This is a genomic window from Parasphingorhabdus sp., assembly GCF_048269865.1.
Classification (GTDB): Bacteria; Pseudomonadota; Alphaproteobacteria; order Sphingomonadales; family Sphingomonadaceae; genus Parasphingorhabdus.
Genome location: NZ_JBLWUA010000001.1, coordinates 263,957 through 282,021, shown reverse-complemented (window position 1 = coordinate 282,021; position 18,065 = coordinate 263,957). Strand labels below are relative to the sequence as shown.

15 protein-coding genes are annotated in these 18,065 nt (G+C 55.4%); 12 read left to right on the top strand and 3 right to left on the bottom strand.

Features of this window, described 5'->3' with window-relative positions; all coding sequences use genetic code 11:
• Positions 1 to 13 precede the first annotated feature (13 nt).
• From ACN0WW_RS01365 to ACN0WW_RS01340, 6 genes are read left to right on the top strand one after another with little or no spacing between them, the layout of a single operon-like run.
• Positions 14 to 1,381 (top strand): alpha/beta fold hydrolase, encoded by a 1,368-nt coding sequence (locus ACN0WW_RS01365; protein ID WP_417608599.1) that lies wholly within the window; start codon positions 14 to 16, stop codon positions 1,379 to 1,381.
• Between the two features lie 23 nt (positions 1,382 to 1,404).
• Positions 1,405 to 1,905, top strand: coding sequence for a DUF3598 domain-containing protein (locus ACN0WW_RS01360; protein ID WP_417608597.1), 501 nt, complete (start codon positions 1,405 to 1,407; stop codon positions 1,903 to 1,905).
• Positions 1,902 to 3,296 carry a 3-isopropylmalate dehydratase large subunit gene (locus ACN0WW_RS01355; RefSeq protein WP_417608971.1) on the top strand — a complete coding sequence of 465 codons (1,395 nt, stop codon included), beginning with the start codon at positions 1,902 to 1,904 and terminating at the stop codon, positions 3,294 to 3,296. Before ACN0WW_RS01360 ends, ACN0WW_RS01355 begins: the two co-directional genes overlap by 4 nt.
• The gene (leuD, locus tag ACN0WW_RS01350; RefSeq protein ID WP_417608595.1) at positions 3,296 to 3,913 is read left to right on the top strand and encodes a 3-isopropylmalate dehydratase small subunit; all 618 of its coding nucleotides are present in this window, start codon (positions 3,296 to 3,298) and stop codon (positions 3,911 to 3,913) included. Before ACN0WW_RS01355 ends, leuD begins: the two co-directional genes overlap by 1 nt.
• Positions 3,910 to 4,842: a hydroxymethylglutaryl-CoA lyase gene (locus ACN0WW_RS01345; protein ID WP_417608593.1), complete on the top strand. Its 933-nt coding sequence runs from the start codon at positions 3,910 to 3,912 to the stop codon at positions 4,840 to 4,842. The genes leuD and ACN0WW_RS01345 overlap by 4 nt, the downstream gene beginning before the upstream one ends.
• Positions 4,839 to 6,014: a CaiB/BaiF CoA transferase family protein gene (locus ACN0WW_RS01340; protein WP_417608591.1), complete on the top strand. Its 1,176-nt coding sequence runs from the start codon at positions 4,839 to 4,841 to the stop codon at positions 6,012 to 6,014. Before ACN0WW_RS01345 ends, ACN0WW_RS01340 begins: the two co-directional genes overlap by 4 nt.
• 143 nt (positions 6,015 to 6,157) lie before the next feature.
• Here the strand turns inward: ACN0WW_RS01340 and ACN0WW_RS01335 are convergent, their stop codons facing one another.
• Positions 6,158 to 8,182 carry an FAD-dependent oxidoreductase gene (locus ACN0WW_RS01335; RefSeq protein ID WP_417608589.1) on the bottom strand — a complete coding sequence of 675 codons (2,025 nt, stop codon included), beginning with the start codon at positions 8,180 to 8,182 and terminating at the stop codon, positions 6,158 to 6,160.
• Between the two features lie 174 nt (positions 8,183 to 8,356).
• Positions 8,357 to 10,705, bottom strand: coding sequence for a transketolase (locus tag ACN0WW_RS01330; protein WP_417608587.1), 2,349 nt, complete (start codon positions 10,703 to 10,705; stop codon positions 8,357 to 8,359).
• Positions 10,706 to 10,832: 127 nt separating this feature from the next.
• Here ACN0WW_RS01330 and ACN0WW_RS01325 point away from each other — a divergent pair, with 127 nt between their 5' ends.
• From ACN0WW_RS01325 to ACN0WW_RS01300, 6 genes are all read left to right on the top strand, one after another.
• Positions 10,833 to 11,306 (top strand): Lrp/AsnC family transcriptional regulator, encoded by a 474-nt coding sequence (locus ACN0WW_RS01325; RefSeq protein WP_417608585.1) that lies wholly within the window; start codon positions 10,833 to 10,835, stop codon positions 11,304 to 11,306.
• 311 nt (positions 11,307 to 11,617) lie between these two features.
• On the top strand, positions 11,618 to 12,853 hold the full coding sequence (locus tag ACN0WW_RS01320) for an MFS transporter (RefSeq protein ID WP_417608583.1): 1,236 nt from the start codon (positions 11,618 to 11,620) through the stop codon (positions 12,851 to 12,853).
• Positions 12,850 to 14,046 (top strand): class I SAM-dependent methyltransferase, encoded by a 1,197-nt coding sequence (locus ACN0WW_RS01315; RefSeq protein ID WP_417608581.1) that lies wholly within the window; start codon positions 12,850 to 12,852, stop codon positions 14,044 to 14,046. The genes ACN0WW_RS01320 and ACN0WW_RS01315 overlap by 4 nt, the downstream gene beginning before the upstream one ends.
• A gap of 75 nt (positions 14,047 to 14,121) precedes the next feature.
• On the top strand, positions 14,122 to 14,460 hold the full coding sequence (locus ACN0WW_RS01310; RefSeq protein WP_417608579.1) for a hypothetical protein: 339 nt from the start codon (positions 14,122 to 14,124) through the stop codon (positions 14,458 to 14,460).
• 65 nt (positions 14,461 to 14,525) lie between these two features.
• The gene (locus tag ACN0WW_RS01305; protein ID WP_417608577.1) at positions 14,526 to 15,551 is read left to right on the top strand and encodes a DUF1838 family protein; all 1,026 of its coding nucleotides are present in this window, start codon (positions 14,526 to 14,528) and stop codon (positions 15,549 to 15,551) included.
• Between the two features lie 61 nt (positions 15,552 to 15,612).
• Entirely contained in the window at positions 15,613 to 17,127 is a 1,515-nt protein-coding gene (locus ACN0WW_RS01300; RefSeq protein ID WP_417608575.1) for an aldehyde dehydrogenase family protein, read from the top strand.
• 15 nt (positions 17,128 to 17,142) lie between these two features.
• Here the strand turns inward: ACN0WW_RS01300 and ACN0WW_RS01295 are convergent, their stop codons facing one another.
• Positions 17,143 to 18,060, bottom strand: a complete 918-nt coding sequence (locus ACN0WW_RS01295; protein WP_417608573.1) for a polysaccharide deacetylase — start codon at positions 18,058 to 18,060, stop codon at positions 17,143 to 17,145.
• Positions 18,061 to 18,065 lie beyond the last annotated feature (5 nt).

Here is an 18,065-nt window from a genome sequence, read left to right as displayed (position 1 = left end):
CAAATTAGGAATCATGATCACACGCCACTTTATCGACGTCGAATCGGGCGGCCACAAACGCCGCGTACATTATCGCTTGGCGGGCAATGGACCGCCGCTGCTGATGGTGCATCAAAGCCCGCGCAGTTCGAAAGAATATGAGCCGTTGATGCGGAAATGGGCGGAATATTTTACCTGCATCGCTCCCGACACACCCGGCTTTGGTCAATCCGATTCGCTTCCCGGAAAGCCAGAGATCAATGAATATGCGGATGCAGTGGTCGACTTTCTGGATGCGATTGGCATTGAAAAATCCGCTGCTTACGGATTTCACAGCGGCGGAATCATTCTCGTGACGGCGGTAAAGCGCCACCCGAAACGCTTCACGACACTGGCGGTAGGCGGCTATGCCATTTGGACGCCCGAAGAAATGCAGCTGTTCAGCGACAAATATCTGCCGGCGTTTCATCCGTCGGATTACGGCGAACATCTGACGTGGCTATGGAACCGGATATTGGAACAAAGCTGGTTCTTCCCGTGGTTCGCAGCAGACAATCAGCACCGTCTTTCAGGCGCCCATGCCGATCCACAGCGCGTTGACGCCGTGATTAGGGAAATGCTCGATGCCGGTAATGCCTATCAGGCTGGCTATGGTGCCGTGCTGCGCGCGCCGCGCGATATACCGGCGGTCGATGCGCAGGTGCCGCCTTGCCTGATCAGCGCTTACACTGGCGACCCCCTGCTGGAACATATCGACAGGCTCGGTGCAATGCCGCCGTCATGGACGGCAAAAAAGGTCACCAGCCCCGAAGACCATCAAGCCGCCAGCCTGGCGCATCTTTTAACGACCAAAACGGATCCGATGACTGAGCGGCCAGAAGCTGCGGACGAAGGATTTGTCGAGATTGAAACCGACAAGTTCAGCGGTCTGATCCATTGGCGTGGCAGTCGGGCGGCAACCGCCTTGGCACTGCATGCTCCGGGCATGGCTTCGCCCGCAAATGCCGGAGATGACGCATTATATATTGACCTCCCCGGGCATGGCTTGTCCGATGATTGGCAGGGAGATGCGCCGACGGATTGGGAGAGCTGGTCGAGACTGATCAAGGCCTGCGCCACGCATTTTGGCACGGATACCGTCCACTACGCGACGTTACCGGCCGGTGAGCCAGATTTGCTGTATCCCGACCTATCGCCTGATCGATTTGGCAACTACCTGACAAAAGCGTGGCAGATTGTCAGAGCAGCGCAATTTTTTGCGCCATGGTATGAAACAAACGCCGCCAATGCCGTCGCATTTGATCCCGACAGCTTGTCACTCGAACTGTTGGCCGAACGGCATTTGCAACTGCTCAACGCCAGAGCTGCAAAAGAATATCACATTGCAGCGCTGAAGAGATAGAACAACAAACCAAGGAACAGACGATGGGAATTCGCGAAGACATGCCACTGCTGGCCCGCCACGAAGGCGTTTGGGACGGCACCTACACCTATTTTAACGCACAGAACGAGAAGATCGACGAACACGCATCACGATTGCTTTGCCGTTTCCCCGATGACAATAGCAAAGCTCCCTATCATCAAACCAACCACTATACATGGGCAGACGGCAAAACCGAGATTCGTGAATTTCCTGCCGAATATCGTGATAAACGCGTGTGGTGGGATAACGACCTGATTGTCGGGTGGGCCGCTGAAGTTCCGCTGGACGAATATAATCGCACCGTGATGCTATACTGGCAGCGCACCGGTGATCCGTCGCTCTATCTATATGAACAGATCCAGATCAGTGACGATGGACAAAACCGCTGCCGCACATGGCACTGGATCCGCAATGGCAAGCTGGAAACCCGAACGGCAATCCAGGAAACATTCGTGACCAAGGACTGGCGCGCCATCGACAAAGAAATGGGAACAATCATCTGACCCAGCCCCAATCACTTTTTGACAAGTTATGGAACAGCCATGTTGTCGCCGATCTGCCGGGCGGCAGTGCGTTGCTCGCTATTGACCGGGTGTTTTTGCATGAGCGGACAGGAGCGGCTGCGCTAAATTCGCTGGCTAAAGCGGGACGACGGGTGGCAGATCCATCGCGTGTCTTCGCGGTCACAGATCATATTGTCGATACGCGGCCGGGGCGCACGGACAAAACCCTGATGCCCGGCGGTCAGGCCTTCATTACGGAAACCCGCACGGCAGCGAAAGCCGCTGGAATCAGACTGTTCGATGTAAACGATCCCGATCAGGGAATTGTGCATGTGATCTCGCCTGAATTGGGCATTGTCCTTCCCGGATGCACCCTGATTGCACCGGATAGCCATACGTGCACGCAAGGCGCGTTCGGGGCGTTGGCATGGGGCATCGGATCGTCGGAAGCGGAGCATGCGATGGCGACGGGGACCCTGCGTCTGACCAAGCCAAAATCGATGCGAGTCAGATTTACCGGGCGGCTGCGTGAAGGCGTGACTCCCAAAGACATGATCCTGACCTTGCTTGCGCGCTATAGTGCTGCCGGTGGCAAGGGCCATGCAGTCGAGTTTTCCGGCGAAGCGGTGGCAGCGCTCGATATGGAGGGACGGATGACCCTCTGCAATATGGCCACTGAATTTTCTGCCACGGCCGGATTTATAGCACCTGACCAGAAGACTTTTGATTATCTGAAAGGCCGTCGTTATGCGCCCAGCGGAACACAATGGCGCGAGGCCTTGAAGCGTTGGCGGGATCTCGCTAGCGATCTCGGTGCTGCCTTTGACCAAGAGATCGACATCGATGCGAGCGCCATCACGCCAATGGTCAGCTGGGGTACCAGTCCAGAACAGACTATCGGAATCGATTCTGTGGTCCCGCAAGACGCAGGAGCCGCACCTCTCAATTACATTGGACTTGCCAAGGGCCAGGCCATCAAGGGCGTGCCGATAGACGCGGCCTTTATCGGTAGCTGCACCAATAGTCGGCTGTCCGACTTACGCCGCGCTTCCGCCATGCTAAGAGGTCGCAAAGTCGCCAATGGTGTGAAAGCCATTTGTGTGCCGGGTTCATCCAGAGTCAAGCGGGAAGCCGAAGCGGAAGGAATTGATGTGCTATTCCGCAACGCCGGATTTGAATGGCGTGAGAGCGGCTGTTCCATGTGTTTCTATGCGGGTGGAGAGAGCTTCGACGCCGGCTCACGGGTAATCTCGACAACGAACCGGAATTTTGAGAGCCGGCAGGGCCCCAATGTAAAAACCCACATCGCCAGTCCGGAGATGGTGGTAGCCAGCGCCTTGGCTGGGGCGATCGCGGATCCCCGGGACCTTTTGAAAGGCGAACCGAACTGATGGCAGAGCCTCTCACCACCCTTACCTCGCTGCCGATGCCGCTGATCCGCGATAATATTGACACCGACCAAATCATTCCGTCCCGCGAAATGAAAAGCACCGGGAAAACCGGTTTGACCGACGGTTTGTTTGCCGGCTGGCGTTATACAGAAATTGGCGGGCGCACCCCGGACCCCGATTTTGTGATGAATGATCCGGTTTTTGCCGATAGCCAGATCATTCTGGGAGGCAAGAATTTTGGCTGCGGATCAAGCCGCGAGCATGCTGTCTGGGCGCTGGCGGAATATGGTTTTCGCGCGATTATTGCGCCAAGCTTTGCGCCGATCTTTGCCGGAAACTGCGTTCGTAATGGTATTCTGCCAGCCATTTTGGACACTGACGCGATTTCGGCAATCGACCGATCGCGCGCGCAGGTGACCATCGACCTACCGGCGCAAACCGTTTGCATCGCTGACGGCCAAAGCTGGACCTTTCCAATAGATGAGGAAGCAAAATCGATGCTGCTGGAGGGCTTGGACGCGATCGACCTCAGTCTGAAACTGTCGGATGATATTGCCGCGTGGCAGAAAGCGGACCGCGCCGCTCGTCCATGGATATATTTGGGAGCAAATGCATGACTCAATCCGTCACAATCAGCGAAGTCGGACCCCGCGATGGCTTGCAAAGCGTCGACCGGGTGATGGCCACTGCAGCCAAAAAAGCATGGATCAAGGCAGAGGCAGAAGCCGGCGTGACCGAGATCGAGGTCGGCAGCTTTGTTCCGCCGTCCCTGCTTCCGCAAATGGCAGACACAGCAGAGATTGTTGCCTTTGCCAAAACGCTTCCGGGGCTCGACGTCGTGGCGCTGATCCCAAATCTGAAAGGAGCCGAACGGGCGATTGCCTGTGGCGTCGACAAGATGTCCATCCCGTTTTCAATGTCTGAAACCCACTCGATCAAAAACGTCCGCAAGGATCATGCGGCGATGATCGCCGAGATCAAGGCCATCGTCGATCTGGTTGCAGCACAGCCCGAAAGCCAGCGCCCCCATTTTGAGGTTGGACTGTCGACCGCCTTTGGTTGCACGATCGAAGGGCCGTTGCCCGACGATCAGATTGTGCGTTTGGCCGAAGCCGCAATGTCCGCCGGTGTTGCCGAAGTCGGTCTGTCTGATACCACGGGCTACGCCAATCCCGCCCAGGTCACCCGGCTCGTGCGCAAGGTGAAAGCAGCGATCGGCCCTGACAAGCTCAACACCCTGCACTTGCACAACACCCGCGGCCTAGGGCTGGCGAACGTCATGGCTGGTCTGGCGGAAGGTATCACGACCTTTGACAGCTCGCTGGGCGGATTGGGAGGATGTCCATTCGCACCGGGTGCCTCCGGAAATATCGTTACCGAAGACCTAGTGTTCATGCTCGAATCGATGGGCATCGACACCGGTATTGATCTGGAAAAGCTTCTGAAAGTTCGGGACATCATCGCCGAAGCTCTGCCCGGCGAACCCCTATACGGTTTCACCCCTGACGCCGGCCTACCCATTGGATTTGAGAAAGCAGCAGCATGAACCAACCAACGCCCCTCGCCGGCCTGAAGGTCATAGAGTTTACGCATATGGTAATGGGGCCGGCCGTCGGTGCCATCCTTGCCTCACTCGGAGCCGAAGTCATTCGTGTCGAACCGATCGGTGGCGACCGGACCCGCAATCTGGTCGGATCAGGCGCCGGCTATTTCCCGATGTACAATCGCCACAAACAGAGCGTTTCGCTCAACCTGAAGGATCCCGATGGGTTGGATATTGCCAGAAAACTCGTGGCTGGTGCCGACATATTGGTGGAAAACTACCGCCCCGGCGCGATGGATCGTCTGGGCCTCGGCTATGACGCCCTGTCCAAGGACAATGAGCGCCTGATCTATTGTTCGGAAAAAGGCTTTCTTCCGGGCCCTTACGAAAATCGAACGGCACTGGATGAAGTCGCGCAGATGATGGGCGGCCTGGCCTATATGACCGGTCCGCCCGGGCAACCCTTGCGCGCGGGGTCCAGCGTTATCGACGTGGGCGGCGGTATGTTCGGTGTTATCGCCATTCTCGCCGCTGTCGAAGAGCGGCACCGGACCGGCAAGGGCCAGAAGGTCCAAAGCTCGCTGTTCGAAACCACCGTCTATCTGATCGGCCAGCATATGGCGCAGAAAGCAGTAACGGGCAAAGCCGCTGACCCAATGCCCGCGCGGATCTCGGCCTGGGCCATTTATGACGTTTTCCAAACGGAGGATGATCCGATTTTTATCGGCGTGGTTACTGATGCTTTGTGGGAGAAATTCTGCAAATTATTCTCGCTGGATGAACTGTGGGCCGATGAGAGCATCCGCGAAAACAACAATCGGGTGGCGGCCCGCGATCGAATCATGCCGCAAATCCGGGCGCTTATAGCAACCTACAAACGCGATGACCTGATCGCGTTGCTTGATGGATCTGGACTACCCTTCGCCCCAATAGCGCGTCCGGAGGACATGTTTGACGATCCCCATCTCAATGCGGGTGATGGACTCGAACAGGTTACCTTGGCGGATGGTACCACCACGAGGCTGCCGGCGTTACCGATCGAAATGAACGGCAATCGTCCTTCGGCGCCTGCGATCCTGAAGCAGGAAGGGGCTGACACGCAATCGATCCTTGAAAGCCTGGGATTCACGGAAGATCAGATTGCCAAGCTCCGATCCGATGGAGCTGCGCAATAGGGGGTAGCTGATCACCTCTCGATCCCCGAGATACCTGAAGTTGGAAACTGGATGGATTACTCCCCCCTAAGAGCCATTTGCCAAAGCCGATCAGAAATCGTTCGAACAAAACAACCTGACAAAGGAAAACTGGGGGTGAGCCGTTAAACCACCGCGGCCATTTCCGAGGCCTGTTTGATTGCGGCCTTGGCGTCCAGTTCTTTGGCTTCAAAGGCTCCGCCCACCAGCTCGGCGGACAGGCCTTCTGCTATCAACATCTCGTAAAGGTCGCGCTTTGGATCCTGACCCGCACAAATGATGACGGTATCCGCTTCGATAAGCATCGGGTTGTTATTGACCGTGATGTGCAGACCATCGTCATCGATCTTGTCGTAGGTTGCACCGTTGATCATATTGATCCCGCGACGCGCCAGTGTGATCCGGTGTGTCCAGCCGGTGGTCTTGCCGAGACCTGCCCCAACCTTGGTGTCTTTGCGCTGAATCATGGTGACCTCGCGCTTCGATTTAGCGACTACCGGCTCAACGCCCGTAACTCCGCCGCGCGGATGGTTCTCAAAATCAACGCCCCATTCTTTTGCAAATAGATCCCGGTCCAGGGCGGCCGAGGGCCCCGCATGGCTCACCAGTTCGCAAACATCGAAACCGATACCGCCGGCACCGATAATGGCGACCTTGTCACCAACAGCCTTTTTGCCGGTGATGACATCAATATATTTTGCGACCTTCGGGTGGTCTATCCCTTCAATATCCGGCGTTCGCGGCGTGATCCCGGTCGCGATAATGATATGGTCGAACTGCTCCTCCTTCAGAATATCCGGGGTGGCGCTGCTATTCAGCCTTAGATCAACGCCCAGCACTTCCAGCATCCGGCCATAATAACGAAGGGTTTCGTAAAACTCTTCTTTGCCGGGAATCCGTTTGGCCAGATTGAACTGGCCGCCGATTTCCGATGATGCTTCGAACACTGTAACCGCGTGGCCGCGTTGGGCTGCCACCGTCGCATAAGCTAGACCGGCTGGCCCGGCGCCAATCACCGCGATGCGCTTCGGTTCTTCGGTCGGCAAATAGTTCAGTATCGTCTCGTGACAGGCTCTGGGGTTGACCAGACAGGAGGTCAGTTTCCCGGAAAATGTATGATCCAGGCAGGCCTGATTGCAGGCGATACAGGTATTGATTTCATCTTCACGCCCCTCAATCGCCTTGCGCATAAACGCACTATCAGCGAGCATCGGCCGTGCCATCGAGACCAGATCGGCATCGCCGCGCGCGAGAACATCTTCTGCAACATCCGGCATATTGATCCGGTTGGAGGTGATGACCGGCACATTGACGGCCTTGCGCAACCGTCCCGTAACCGATGTAAATGCGGCGCGGGGTACCATCGTGGCAATGGTCGGGACCGCGCTTTCATGCCATGTAAAATGGGTGGAGATGATGGTGACCCCAGCTTTTTCGAGAGCTTTGGCCAGCGTGACGATCTCGTCCCAGCTCATACCGTCCTCGAGCATGTCCATCGCTGCGATACGGAAAATCAGGATGAAGTCGTCTCCAACAGCAGCGCGGGTCCGTTCTACAATTTCAATCGCGAAACGGATCCGGTTTTCATAGCTGCCGCCATATTCATCCTCCCGCAAATTGGTTTTCTGCACGAGAAAAGTCGAAATCAGATATCCGGCCGACCCGATAATCTCGACACCGTCATAGCCTGCTTTTTTTGCCATGACCGCGCACCGGACATGATCCGAAATTTGTTTTTCGATCCCTTCTTTGTCGAGTTCATTCGGTACAAATCGGGCAATCCGCGATTTTACCGGCGAGGGAGCAACGCAATCCGGTGTGTAGGCCAGTGGGCCGGGGTGGAGAATCTGCATGCAGATTTTTACATCGGGATTGGCCGCATGAACCGCATCCGTTACCAATCGATGTTTCGCCGCTTCCTCCTCGTTCGACATGCGAGCACCGTGGCTTGACGATTCTTCATTCGGAGCAATACCGCCGGTAATGATCATACCGATATCGTTCGCAGCCCGCTCGGCAAAATAGACGGCCATCCGCTCGAACCCACCTTCGATCTCTTCAAGGCCGGTGTGCATGGACCCCATTATCGCGCGATTTTTGATGGTGGTGAAGCCAAGGTCGAGTGGCTCGAGTAGTTTTGGATATTTCATGTTTTTTCTTTTAGCCTCAAATGGGCACTGCTCCCACATGCAAAAATGCTAGCCCAGTCAATCAGACCACGCCACCACTTTAGTTGGTCCCTGCTTCAGCTTCGGTAGCCCGATAGATGCCAATGCCGCAACATTGTTGTGGCGTCTGATAATAGGACCCGTGCGATGACTGCCTCAATTCTCCAGAAACAATTCAGCGGCAGCATCGATGATAGCCTCTGCATCGAGCCGATATTCGCGGTACAGGTCCGGCAAGTCGCCGGTCTGACCAAAGCGGTCGGTGCCGAGCGGGCTAACACGCATGCCCTTTACACCGCCCAGCCAGGAGAGCGCGCCCGGCGAGCCGTCCAATATTGTGACAAGGCCGGCACCAGGTGCCAGTGCCGACAACAGATGTTCGGCATGGGAAGGGATAATATTCGTATGTCCCGCCTTCCAGCGACCGGCACGGCACGCAGACCAGCCGCGATGCAACAAGTCCGGCGATGTCACATTGAGCAGGCCTAGCCCCGGGATGTCTTCCGAAAGGATTTTCCACGCCTCCAATGCCTCGGGGGCAACCGCACCAGTAAAGACAATGGCCGCCTCGGCGTCAGGCCCGGGCTGACGAAGCCAGTAGCCGCCCTTCAAGGCATCAGCCTGCCAGTCGTCATCGCTGCGTTCCACTTGCGGAATCGAACGCGTGCTGAGACGCAGATAGACAGAGCTGCCATCGGGCTTCTGCATATGGTCGAACGCATGCCGCATCATTAGCGCAACCTCGTCCGCCCATGCCGGTTCGAAATAATCGAGATTGGCTTGCCCCATGCCGATCAGTGGCGTGTTGATCGACTGGTGGGCGCCGCCCTCGCCTGCCAATGTCAAACCAGACGGTGTTCCAACGAGCAGAAAGCGAGCATCCTGATAGCAACCATAGTTGAGCGCATCGAGACCGCGCGCAATAAACGGATCATAGACCGTACCGACAGGCAGCAGCCGCGTACCAAAATGCGGCGCCGCAAGCCCCAAAGATGTCAGCATCAGAAAAAAGTTATTCTCTGCTATTCCCAGTTCGATATGCTGCCCCGCCGCATGGGCCACCCATTTTTGCGCAGAAGGAATTTTCGCTTGCCGGAAGACATCGGCCACTTCCCGACGGCGGAACAGGCCGCGCTGGTTCACAAACGCGCCGAGGTTAGTCGTCTGTGTCACGTCGGGCGCAGTGGTGACAATCCGGTTGCCAATTTCTTCCTCGGATTTGGCAAGATCAAACAAGATCCTGCCGAACGCCGCTTGCGTTGACATGTCATCGCCCTCGGGTACCGCAAAATGCGCCGGCACCGGGACAGCCTTGGCGGAAGCCTCTGACGGAGTTTTTGCGAACGCGCTTTTTTGCATAAATGACTTTAGCTCAGCGGTCATATTATCGCCGAGCCCTGCGAAAGGCTCCCATTCATCGCCTTCGTCGATGCTCATTCGGTGACGCAGACCGTGAATCTGCGTCGGGTTCATCATGCCGGAATGATTGTCCTTGTGTCCGGCCAGAGGAAGGCCAAAGCCCTTGACCGTATAAGCGATGAACATGGTCGGGACGTCGTCGTTCGCTGCATCGAAAGCCTCCGTCAAACTGGCAATGCAATGTCCGCCGAGATTGGTCATCAGCGCAGCAAGCTGATCATCATCATAGCTGGCAATGAGCTTCTTTACGTTCGCCTTGCTGCCAATGTCTTGCAGCAACCGTTCGCGCCAGGCCTCGCCGCCCTTGTAAGTCAGCACAGCAAAATCAGCATTGGGGCAATTGTCGATCCATTCTTCCAGTGCTTTCCCGCCTGGCTTCTTGAACGCCGCTTGCTGGAGTTTTCCGTTTTTGAGCGTGATCACGCGCCAGCCGCAGGTCTCGAATATGTCGTCAAACCGTCGGAACATCCGGTCTGCGGTGGTGCTGTCCAGTGATTGACGGTTATAATCGACGATCCACCAGCAATTGCGGATATCATGCTTATAACCTTCGATCAGGCACTCGTAGATATTGCCTTCATCGAGCTCCGCGTCGCCCATTAGCGCGATCATCCTGCCTGCATCTTCATTTGCCATCTGGCCGTGCGCGATGAGATAGTCCTGCACGAGACTTGAGAAGGCTGTGACAGCAACGCCAAGGCCAACCGAGCCCGTTGAAAAATCGACCGGGATGCTGTCTTTGGTCCGCGAAGGATAGCTCTGGACACCGCCAAGGCCGCGAAAGTTGATCAAGTTGTCGCGCGACTGGTTTCCGAGCATATAGTGGATCGCATGCAGGACGGGTCCGGCATGGGGCTTGACTGCAACCTTGTCCTGGGGGCGTAGCGCGTGAAAATAGAGCGCTGCCATGATCGCGGTCATCGATGAGCAGCTCGCCTGGTGACCGCCAACCTTCAAGCCATCACGCTTGGGCCGGATGTGATTGGCATTATGCACCGTCCAGGACGAAAGCCAACGCAAACGCGCTTCCAGTGTTTCCAGCAGATTTACAGTATCCGCGTTTGAATGCTGGGCCGCTTTCACCATGGTTGAATCTCCGGATCTGGATCGTAAAGCTATAGAAGCTTCCGGCTGACATGTCCTTGCTAACTGTTGCGTATTATTTTATAAAATTGGCATTAACTAACCAAATAATGTCATTAGGAAGCAGATTATGCCAAATACTGAACTCGATACATTTGACCGACGCATATTGGACATCCTGCAGACTGATGGCAGAATGACAAATAGCGACCTGGCGGAACAAATAGGTTTGTCGCCCAGCCCCTGTCTGCGCCGGGTTCGCCAGCTTGAATCCGAAGGCGTGATTTCAGGCTATGTGGCGCTGGTTGACCCACAAACAATCGGCCTTTCCGTTTCCGCTTTTGTCCGCGTCCGCCTTGATCGGCAAGACGATCAACACTTGCGGACATTCGAAATGGCCATTTCCGAGTTTCCGGAAGTAATGGAATGTTATCTGATGAGCGGGGACGCTGATTATCAGTTGCGGGTAATGGTGGAATCATTGACTGCGTTCGAGGACTTTCTCCGCAATAAGCTTACGATGATCGAGGGCGTGGCGCAGGTCACCACCAGCTTTGCCTTGCGGCCGATCATCTACAAGACAGCCTTGCCGCTCGGACACTGAACTCAGAGGGCCGGAATCCCATCGCGTCCGACATTGCCCGGCCCGCCATTCTGTATCGTTTGTCCGACAAGCGGATAGTTGAGACATGGTTGCTGGCTGCCGACGAGACTTGAGGCAGTCTCAAGTCAATAATCGCTTTCAGTGGCTTCAAAATAGGCCAACCCTGAACGGCATCGCATCGGCGCGAAAAACACAAGACGGGAACATTTGATGTCATCAATGCCCACAACGCTTTCCGAGTGGCACAAGACGGCCTGCAATATTTGCAATAAGCCAATGATAGGCAGTTCTGTGCCGACTGTCCGCGTGTCGTGAGCAATGGAGAGTTCCAAAAAGGCTGGAAACCACTTTTTTCGGGTGTGATCGGCGTTGCCACCGGCGCCTCTCCCATTCCTTTCAATGTTCTGCCAATCGTGCTTGGGCCGATCCATTATGCCATGGGCTGGTCATTTCTAGAGATTAGTATCGGCATCACCATATATGGGATATTGGGTGCATTGCTTGCCCCACTGGTTGGCGCGCTGGCGGACAAATATGGCGTCAAGCCGGTCGCAATGCTCTCTCTTTTCGGGTTCGGCTGTGCCTTTTCTCTACTCTATTTTACGCCTGCCAACATTTTGTGGTTCTACGCAACTTGGGCGTTGATCGGAATAGTTGGCATCGGTTCGACCCCGGTGACCTGGAGCCGCACGATCAATATGTGGTTCTTCCAGCACAGGGGTCTGGCGCTTGGAATCCTCCTGCTCGGAACCAGCATTGCCGGGCTCATTGTCCCGCAAATTGCCAATGCGGTGATCGAAGCGAGCAACTGGCGTTTTGTGTTTCCGGTGATAGCGCTGTTGCCCCTTTTTGTCGGATTGCCCATCGCCTTTTTCCTGTTTCGCGATCCGGAACCGGAGGAACGCCCGGCATCGATCCGTGACGGCAATGGTGAGCTGGCAGGACTGCAGCTCGGGGAAGTTTTCAGGGGATATCGCTTCTGGGCATTATTCCTCTCTGTCGTAGCCATCGCTCTGGCTTATGGTGGAGCACATATTCATATGGCGCAAATGGTCCAATTACATGGGTTCACCGCTGGACAAGCGGCCGGCGTAATGGGGGTCGTGGCGAGCGGTATCTTCGCAGGCCGCGTGATCATCGGGCTTCTGTTTGATCGCTTTTGGGCACCGGCGATTGCCTTTCCGGTTCTGCTGTTACCCGTAGTCGCCTGCTGGCTTTTGCTCGGAACGGCCACTTCGGCACCGTTGATCTACGGATCAGCGTTCATGCTTGGCTTTGCAGCGGGTGCGGAATCCGACGTCATTGCCTATCTCGCAGCACGCTATTTCGGAATGAAGGCCTACGGCCGGATATACGGTTTTCTCTACGCGCCATTCGGGATTTTCTCGTCGATTTCACCGATTCTCTATGGATATACCCGCGATGTAACCGGCAGCTATGACAACATGCTGATGGCTGCAATGGGGCTGTTTACATTTGGCGGAGCATTGCTTCTGACCTTGGGCCGATATCCTGTCTGGGGACAAGACAAGGAGACTATCGCATGAAAAAAGAAGATATTGCTCCCCCTTACACGGCGGTCAGCCAACATGCTGTATTCCCAAAACCCAAGCATGACGAAGTCGCCCGCTTCAATTTTCTTGCCAATTTCAACCGGTTTATGGCCACTGCCCTTGGCCCCGGAAACAAGCGCGCTTTTGACAGCCGCGTGCTCCCCAAGTTCGTTAGCGACCATGGTCGTGAACCCCGCGATCGTTTCGAAATCCGCAAAGCCATGAATCAGGACCCATGGCACCAATTCTGGTCTGCATTGAAACGTAATTCTATGGAGATGCGGCAACAAAATGGTCGGGCCCTCGTGCTGCGCCAGATCGAAGAGTTGAAAGCCAAAACGGACGCGTTGAATCACGAGAGCAACACTCTGGAACTCGATAGCAGTGTTGAGATCCCCCGCTACCAATCCGCCGTGGATATTCACTGTATGCCGGGCAGCTATCATGGCGAAGAAGTTGAGAATGATATTTCCGCAGCAGCCAATTATGATTGCGGAATTTTCGCAACCACAGCCGGCGGCATCGGCGCATTGTCGGATGGCGGCGGTCAAGCGCTGGTCGAATGGATTCGCAAGGAACGCCCTGGCTGGGTTCCGAGGCGAATTCTGGATATCGGTGTCACGGTAGGCCACAATATTGTGCCACTGGCGCTGGCTTTTCCGGAAACCGAAATAATCGCAATCGACGTGGCGGCACCTGTCCTGCGCTATGGCCATGCGCGTGCGCAAGCGCTCGGCGCAAAAAATATTCGTTTCATCCAGAGCAATGCAGAAGATCTTTCCCGCTGGTCAGATGGCCATTTTGACTGGGTTCAAACAACCATGTTTCTGCATGAAACCAGCGGTACTGCACTGCCGAAAATCATCAACGAAGGATATCGGGTATTAAGCGAAGGCGGCTTGATGTTCCATCTCGAACAACCTGCCTACACCGAAGCCATGCCACTTTATGAGCAGTTTATCCGTGACTGGGATGCCTTCAACAATAATGAGCCTTTCTGGTCTTCGATGCACGCAATCGACTTGAATGATGTCATGGTTGAGGCCGGATTTGACCGGAAAAATCTGTTCGAAGCGCATGTCAAAGCCGTTGTGGACCGTTCTGTTTTCCCGGCCACAGCAGACGAAGGAGAGACCGAGGATCATGGTCGTGCCGCTGCTTGGCATGCATTCGGTGCCTGGAAATAATGTGCGAAGCATATTGGCAACCATTCTGCCTCCCAAGGAAAAGATCGATGAAGATTGTGCGATCGCGGTCAATTCATGACCGTTGAATCCGATCACGCCTTGATACAGAATGTCGCCAAAGCCGGAGTCGAACTACTCACCGATGACGATATATTGGATCTCTATGCTCACGATATCTATCGACGGGGCGCAGAGTTGCTGGCGGTCTTCCGGCCAAAAACTGCATCGAACTGGCCAAGGCTGTGGCCGCGACAACAGCGCAAAATATCTCAGAAGCGCATGGTTATGCCAACTTCGCTGTTGGAACGTTGTTCGAACGGCACCGGACAGAAAGGGATGAGCTTGGCATCTTTGGCGGCACACTCTTTTCGCCTGCCGTGCAAACAATCCAGCTTATCCGACCTGCGGATATAGCCCGCTATCCATGAAAGTACGCAGCCGACTTGGACTAAGATCAACCGAAAACCTAGGAGCCCGTTATGAATCGTAGAAATCTTATCGTTGGTGGAATGGCAGGAGCAGCCAGCCTCGCTTTGGGCGGTGGATCAGCGTCTGCAAAGCATCACAAGAAAACATCGGAAGCCGGGGTCAACCGGAATCTCAAAGGCGATTTTCTCGACCTTACGACCCCCGCCGGAAACCGCGAAGCCTTTGCCCGTATGGCAGGCAACACCGATATGACCTCGACCAAATATGGCTGGTTTTCCGGCGTCGTCCATGGCGTGTTGCCGGGCGAGAAAGTCCGCGATCTGGTCGGCTTCTCTGGATTCTCCTGCGCCAAACTGTTGCCGACAATCGCCGGCGAAGGCACTGGTTATCGCAAGGTCTTGCGCGAAGTGGGCTTCTACACCGATCTCAAAACCGGTGAAGTTCTGGAAGAATGGGAAAACCCCTATCTCAATGAAAAGGTCCGGGTGGTTCCGATCGCCAACGATCCATTCAATCACACAATCACCGACTATGTCATTGCGCCGCCGAGCTACGGCGGCCTGAATAAAGAAAAGCCACCTAAAATTCCCTTTCTCTTGGACTGGAGCAGAAAAAACGATTCGCTCAACATGGCGAGCCGTATCAACTTATTCTATCCCTCCGCATTGCAGCCTGAACAATGGCCGCGCGAAAGCGGCAGCAAGTTCAATCAGGTCTCCGAAATGTTTCTCTACCAGCTCTCCTGGGACGAAATGCAGAACCCCGATTTGACTGCGATTGAAACGCGCGGAACGTGGAACCGGATCACGCCTTGGCTGCCCTGGATGCTGATGGGACCCTCGGAAGGCCATTGTGTCTACACGTGCTTCATGGGGTCAGGCGATACGCTGGACCTCGCCGATCCAAAAATCGTGGAATATGCCGCAAAACATTATCCCAAATATCTTGAGGCACCCGAAAAATGGGAAGAACCGTCCCTGTCGTCTCTGGAATGGTATGCGCGTGAGCAGAAGCCAGCACCTTTGCCGGCCGATGGGATTATTCCAGTGGCAAAGGCAAAGCCATTGAAATACTGAGGGATAGCCTTTCCACTCACAACATTGGTCAGATTGTGGGAAAATCGATGGGGGATTCCCGATGACAGATATTATTTGCAAGCCCGGCCCCGTCGGTAAAGCGGCAGAGGCCTTCCTGTCGGCGAAGACACATAAGATGCTGATCGATGGTCAGTGGGTGACAAGCGCGAGTGAAGAAACTTTCGAGACGCTTGATCCAGCAACTGGCCGAGCGATCGGGCATATTCAGCGCGGTAATGCGGCGGACATTGCCGAAGCCGTAAAAAGCGCAAGAGGCGCTCTTGATTCTGGTCCATGGCCAGCCATGACGCCACTGGAACGAAGCCAGTTGCTGTGGCGCATTGCTGATATCATGGAGGCGAATATTGACGAGCTGGCCGAGCTCGAGACGCTCGATCAGGGCAAGGCGCTGTACGTCGGCCGATGGGCAGAAATTCCCGGGGCGATCAACCAGTTCCGCTATTTTTCGGGAATGGCGACGAAGATCGAGGGATCCACAATCCCGACATCAATCAACTATCAACCGGAAGGCAAAGAGGTTTTTGCCTATACGCAAAAAGTACCGGTTGGCGTCGTCGGCGCAATAGTGCCGTGGAATTCGCCGCTGGTGCTGACTGCAATGAAGCTTGCGCCGGCGTTGGCAGCAGGTTGTGCGATCGTTCTGAAACCCTCTGAAGATACATCGCTAACCGCAATCCGCCTGCTCCAGCTCATGCAGGACGCAGGATTGCCTGATGGTGTCATCAATCTCGTCACCGGCTATGGTCATGAAGCAGGAGCAGCGCTTGCGGCGCATATGGATGTCGATAAACTGACGTTTACCGGCTCAACAGCGACCGGACGCAAAATACTCGACGCCTCAAAAGGCAATTTGAAGCGAGTGACTCTGGAATTGGGCGGAAAATCGCCAGTCATCATCATGCCCGATGCCGATCTGGACGCCGCCATACCTGGCGCGGCGAACGCCATTTTCTTCAACGGCGGCCAGGTTTGCATCGCCGGATCGCGCCTCTACGCTCACCGCAGCGTCTACGATAACGTGATAGATGGCGTGGCCCAAGCCGCCACGCAGATAAAGCTGGGCCACGGGCTGGACGAGGCGACACAAATGGGTCCGTTGGTCTCGGCGAAGCATGCCGCGAAAGTTGCCACATATGTGGCTGACAGCAAAAAAGACGGAGCATCGATTATCTGCGGCGGCGAGACAGCCGGCGACAATCATAGCTTCGTCCTCCCGACCGTCGTGGCAGACGCCGAAGCCGGTTCGTCCATCATGCAGGAGGAAGTTTTTGGTCCGGTTTTGGTGGTGACACCCTTTGACGATTTCGACGAAGTGGTGCGTGCCGCCAATGACAGCCCCTATGGTCTGGCTGCGGGAATCTGGACCGAGGGCCTTTCCAACGCCATGCGCCTGGCAGGCCGGATCAAGGCCGGGACGACCTGGATCAACAGCCATGCCATGTACGATGCGTCGCTGCCTATTGGCGGCATGAAACAATCGGGTTTTGGCCGGGACAGCGGACAGGTGGCACTCGACAATTATCTCGATCTCAAGACAGTTTGCGCCATCATTTAAGCAGGAGCGATCGCCTCAATCCAGCTGCCCAGGAAAATGGCTTTCGTGATTGAGCGCGTACCAGTCGGCAATTTCTTCCCGCTTCGGCCACCAGACGCCCTGGTGCGATTGGACATGAGCGATAAATTCACGCAACGCCCGGATGCGATGAGCGCGACCAGAGACATGCGGGTGCAGGCCGATATTCATGATCCGCGCGGTCTTTTTGCCGTCAGCATATAGGGCATCAAATTCTTCGATGAGCTGATCTCGAAACTGGTCCGTTGTCAACGACTGCCGCGTGACCATGGTGAAATCATTGACGACGTTGGAATAGGGCAGACCGACGATAGGCCCATGCTGGGTGCGGATCATAAAGGGCTGGTCGTCATTCATGATGTCACAGTAGAATTTGAACCCCTGTTCGGCGAGGATTCCTGCCGTGTTCAGCGTCCCGCGGAGCGAAGAGGACAGCCAGCCGACGGGAGGCCGACCGACATATTTTTCATACGTCTCGATGGACCGCATGATCACGTCGCGTTCTGCGGCCTCATCTTGAGCGTAATTGGTCAGCAGCTCACCCTGCTCAAAATTATGCGCCAGCAATTCCCAACCGCGATCCAATACCGCATCGGTCATCGCACCACGCCGTTCAAAGGTCACCGCATTGGTCGTACAGCTGGCCGCAACACCCATCTCGTCGAACAGATCGAACAACCGCCAGATGCCAACCCGCTGCCCATATTCCCGCCAGCTGAAATTGGGAAAATCGGGAATATTTCCTGGCAATATGTCCGGCAATATTGCGGGACCCCCGGCATAATATGGCTGATCGGTGTCTTTTGTCAGGTCCCAGGTTTCGAGGTTGAAGGTAAAGATAATGGCAAGGCCTTCACCGCCGGGCCATTGTATTGGGTTGCGCTTGGGTAGCGGGACATAATCATATTCAAGCATGGCGG

Bases quoted from the DNA above. Each gene is read 5' to 3' on its own strand.
- ACN0WW_RS01365 (WP_417608599.1), top strand. From the start codon at position 14: ATGATCACACGCCACTTTATCGACGTCGAATCGGGCGGCCACAAACGC.
- ACN0WW_RS01360 (WP_417608597.1), top strand. From the start codon at position 1,405: ATGGGAATTCGCGAAGACATGCCACTGCTGGCCCGCCACGAAGGCGTT.
- leuD (WP_417608595.1), top strand. From the start codon at position 3,296: ATGGCAGAGCCTCTCACCACCCTTACCTCGCTGCCGATGCCGCTGATC.
- ACN0WW_RS01345 (WP_417608593.1), top strand. From the start codon at position 3,910: ATGACTCAATCCGTCACAATCAGCGAAGTCGGACCCCGCGATGGCTTG.
- ACN0WW_RS01340 (WP_417608591.1), top strand. From the start codon at position 4,839: ATGAACCAACCAACGCCCCTCGCCGGCCTGAAGGTCATAGAGTTTACG.
- ACN0WW_RS01335 (WP_417608589.1), bottom strand. From the start codon at position 8,182: ATGAAATATCCAAAACTACTCGAGCCACTCGACCTTGGCTTCACCACC.
- ACN0WW_RS01330 (WP_417608587.1), bottom strand. From the start codon at position 10,705: ATGGTGAAAGCGGCCCAGCATTCAAACGCGGATACTGTAAATCTGCTG.
- ACN0WW_RS01325 (WP_417608585.1), top strand. From the start codon at position 10,833: ATGCCAAATACTGAACTCGATACATTTGACCGACGCATATTGGACATC.
- ACN0WW_RS01315 (WP_417608581.1), top strand. From the start codon at position 12,850: ATGAAAAAAGAAGATATTGCTCCCCCTTACACGGCGGTCAGCCAACAT.
- ACN0WW_RS01310 (WP_417608579.1), top strand. From the start codon at position 14,122: ATGACCGTTGAATCCGATCACGCCTTGATACAGAATGTCGCCAAAGCC.
- ACN0WW_RS01305 (WP_417608577.1), top strand. From the start codon at position 14,526: ATGAATCGTAGAAATCTTATCGTTGGTGGAATGGCAGGAGCAGCCAGC.
- ACN0WW_RS01300 (WP_417608575.1), top strand. From the start codon at position 15,613: ATGACAGATATTATTTGCAAGCCCGGCCCCGTCGGTAAAGCGGCAGAG.
- ACN0WW_RS01295 (WP_417608573.1), bottom strand. From the start codon at position 18,060: ATGCTTGAATATGATTATGTCCCGCTACCCAAGCGCAACCCAATACAA.